The organism is Thalassobacter stenotrophicus, assembly GCF_001458315.1.
Taxonomy (GTDB): Bacteria; Pseudomonadota; Alphaproteobacteria; order Rhodobacterales; family Rhodobacteraceae; genus Thalassobacter; species Thalassobacter stenotrophicus.
On the sequence record NZ_CYRX01000028.1, the window covers coordinates 1 to 3,452 of the forward strand.

At 58.5% G+C, this 3,452-nt stretch carries 3 protein-coding genes; all 3 read left to right on the forward strand.

The genetic code is table 11. The annotated features are described in order from the left end of the window. Positions 1 to 183: 183 nt before the first annotated feature. Genes THS5294_RS09600 through THS5294_RS09610 form a run of 3 tightly spaced genes read left to right on the forward strand, consistent with a single transcriptional unit; the run spans position 184 to position 3,367 of the window. The gene (locus THS5294_RS09600; protein WP_199484383.1) at positions 184 to 1,431 is read left to right on the forward strand and encodes a tyrosine-type recombinase/integrase; all 1,248 of its coding nucleotides are present in this window, start codon (positions 184 to 186) and stop codon (positions 1,429 to 1,431) included. After that, positions 1,428 to 2,372 (forward strand): tyrosine-type recombinase/integrase, encoded by a 945-nt coding sequence (locus tag THS5294_RS09605; protein WP_058123597.1) that lies wholly within the window; start codon positions 1,428 to 1,430, stop codon positions 2,370 to 2,372. The genes THS5294_RS09600 and THS5294_RS09605 overlap by 4 nt, the downstream gene beginning before the upstream one ends. Beyond that, positions 2,369 to 3,367 carry a tyrosine-type recombinase/integrase gene (locus tag THS5294_RS09610; protein WP_102856250.1) on the forward strand — a complete coding sequence of 333 codons (999 nt, stop codon included), beginning with the start codon at positions 2,369 to 2,371 and terminating at the stop codon, positions 3,365 to 3,367. The genes THS5294_RS09605 and THS5294_RS09610 overlap by 4 nt, the downstream gene beginning before the upstream one ends. Positions 3,368 to 3,452: the final 85 nt, after the last annotated feature.

Here is a 3,452-nt window from a genome sequence, read left to right on the forward strand (position 1 = left end):
CATAATGCCGCGCTCCGGTTTATGCCGCGCTTGTTCAGGCGAAGTCTTGTTTCCTGCGGTTTTTGTCGTTTTCCGGCTGCATAAGACTGTAGTTCAGAACCGCCATGTGAGCGTGGCGAACTGCGCAATTGGGGCCGGCGATCTGCCATAGGTGCAACCTTCAACCAAAAGAAGGAAACACTCATGGAAAACGATACGCACCCAGATCAAACGACGAGGCGGAAACTGAAAGCTGGCAGCCATGCCGATCGCTTTGCCCTACAGATCGAGGCGGAGGGATACGGCCTCCGTTCCATCGCCAATTACAGAACCACAGCCGAGGCGCTTTGGGCGGCGATGCTGGAGGCAGACGTCTGTCCCACTGAGCTGACCGATGATCGTGTGGACCATCTGGCGACGTCGATCATCAGTGCGGCTTCTGCGAGAGACCAAAAGCACTGTCGGTACCGCATCAATCGGTTCAGGGATTATCTCATTGAAAATGCAGGCGCACCGCCGCGCTCAGAACCGCCGCTCGACATGTCACCGAGGGCCTGCCTGAAACGGGAATACGAAACCTATCTTCGCAGTCAGCGCGGCTTGTCTGAGGACACAATTTATCACTGCCTACGGTTCTTTGATCGGTTCCTGACTGCGAAGTTCGGCTCTGGCCTGGGTGACTTGAACACCATCAAGCCAGACGACATCACTGGGTTCATACTTTGGTTGCGCAAGGAACAAAACGCGCCGCGGGACAAGACAGGCCCATCGCATCTTCGCAACCTCTTCCAGTTCCTGTTCTGGAGCGGAAAGACTGAGCGCAACTTGAGCAATGCTGTGCCGAAAGCCAGGCAGCCCAAACCGACCGGCATCCCGAGGTATCTGGAGCCGGAACAGGTCAACCGGCTCATTGAGGTGGTGCGCGACCACCAGAAAACGGGTCGGCGCAACTATGCAATGCTGATGCTGATCGCCCGTCTCGGTCTTCGTGCGCCGGAAGTGACAGCGATCGAACTGGATGACATCGACTGGCGCGCTGGAGAAATCCTGATCCGCGGCAAGAGGCAGTTGCACGATCGGATGCCGATGTCGGCGGAGGTTGGTGAGGCGATTGTCGATTACATCAAGAATGAGCGCCGGGGCCCGGACCGCGCGCTGTTCGTGTCGGTGAAACCGCCCTTCAAGAGGTTCAAGGACGCGCAAATCCTGCGATGGATATTGCGAGACGCCTATGACGCGACCGGCATTAGCCCGCCACAAGCCTATATAGGCACCCACATTCTGCGGCACAGCCTGGCCACCGACATGCTGCGAAAGGGTGCTTCGCTTGCTGAGATCGGGGACGTGCTGCGTCACCGATCTGCAATGACCACAACCATCTATGCGCAATACGATGTGGCTGCCCTGCGCTCGATCTCGCGCCCCTGGCCAACTTCGGGAGACGCCCAATGAAGACGCTGTCCCAACGACTTGATGAATATCTGGCCCTTCGGCGTTCGATGGGGTTTGACCTCTCCTTTGAGGAACGGGTCCTGCGCAAGTTCACGACTTATGCCGGTGAAAACGGGTTCAATCGGATCTCGACGCCCTTGTTCCTCGATTGGAAGGCAAACTACGGCAGCGCGGACAACAACACTTGGTCTCATCGCCTTGGTATGGTGCGCCGGTTCGCCTTTTGGCTTGCGGAGCACGACAATCGGACCGAGGTCCCGTCCAGCCAGCTTGTCACAGGCCGATACCGAAGGCGTGTCCCCTACATCTATGCGCCCAGTCAGATCGCGGATCTTGTCGTTGAAGCCGGTCGACTGCCGTCACCTTATGGCCTCCGTGCCGCATTGTGGCAGACCCTGTTCGGCTTGATCGCGGTGACGGGGATGCGCGTGAACGAAGCTTTGTCTTTGGATCAGCATGACGTCGATCTGGAACGCGCTATCCTAACGCTCAGAAACACCAAGAATGGCAAGGATCGACAGCTTCCCGTCAACGAGGATACCGCTCATTGGCTTGTTCGATATGCCGAGCTGCGGGATCGTCTGGTTCCGCAGCAATCATCCCGGTTCTTCATCAAAGAGGATGGCGAACCGGCGGGAGATTGCGGGGCACGCTACAACTTCGCGCAGGTCAGCAGAAACATCGGCCTTCGGTCACCACAAGCCTTCAACCGCCACGGACATGGGCCACGCATCCATGATTTGCGGCACACATTTGCCGTTCACACCATCCTGGACTGGTTCCGGGATGGCCGGGACATCGAAACTGAAATGTACAAGCTCAGCACCTATCTCGGCCATTCCGAGCCCAAGCACACGTTCTGGTACATCGAGGCCGTGCCCGAGCTGATGCAGTTAGCCGCGGCGCGGGCCGAACGGCGGGTTTTGGAGGACGCATCATGATCGCAACCTATCCATTGCCCGTCTATGTGCAGCGGTTCTTCACCGAGCGGCTGTTGACCCAGATGCAGGCCAGTCCAAACACGATTGCCAGCTATCGCGACACCTTCCGGCTCTTGCTGAGATACGCCGAGGCGCAGACAAGGCTGCCGCCGACTGAGCTACATGTGGCTCACATTGACGCCGACATCATCGGTCGGTTCCTGACCTTCTGCGAGGAGGAACGAGGTAACAGCGCGCGAAGCCGGAACACTCGCCTCGCGGCCATTCGCTCGTTCTTCAAATACGTCGCGGGCTGTGAGCCCCAGCTCCTGCACCATTGCCAGAAGGTGCTGGCGATGCCGTCCAAGCGGCACGAAAAACGCGTCGTGGACTTCCTGACCCGTGACGAGATGGAGGCCTTGCTGAAGGCACCTGACCAGACGACCTGGTTTGGGCGGCGCGACCGCGTTCTGCTTCTCACAATGCTCCAAACCGGCTTGCGTGTATCGGAGGTGATCGGCCTTCGCGTTGGCGATGTCGAGCTTGGCACCGGAGCGCACCTCAGATGCGTGGGCAAGGGTCGAAAAGAACGCGCAACGCCGCTTCGGACAGACAGTCGGTTTGCATTGAAGGCATGGCTTGCGCAGTGCCGGACTGAGCCCAGCGATCCCCTGTTCGCAACCATCCGTGGCAGGCCGCTCAGCAGAGATGCGGTTGAGCGAATTGTTCGGAAACATGCGGCAACCGCCGCCTCGACCAGCTCGACGTTCAGACTGAAGCGCGTCACACCCCATGTCTTGCGCCACACCGCTGCAATGCAGCTTCTACAGAGCGGTGTGGACCGAACGATTATCGCCCTTTGGCTGGGCCATGAATCGATTGAGACGACACAGGTCTACATCCACGCCGATATCGAACTGAAAGAAAAGGCGATGGCTCTGACAAAGCCGGTTGACCAGACGGGTGGACGATATCGACCGGGTGACGAACTCCTGGCATTCCTCGAAGCGCTCTGAATTATGCCGATATGCTGCGCCGATCTAACCGCAACGCAACAGGTTGTAAGGGTCGGCGCGGCATAAACCGGAGCGCGGCATTATG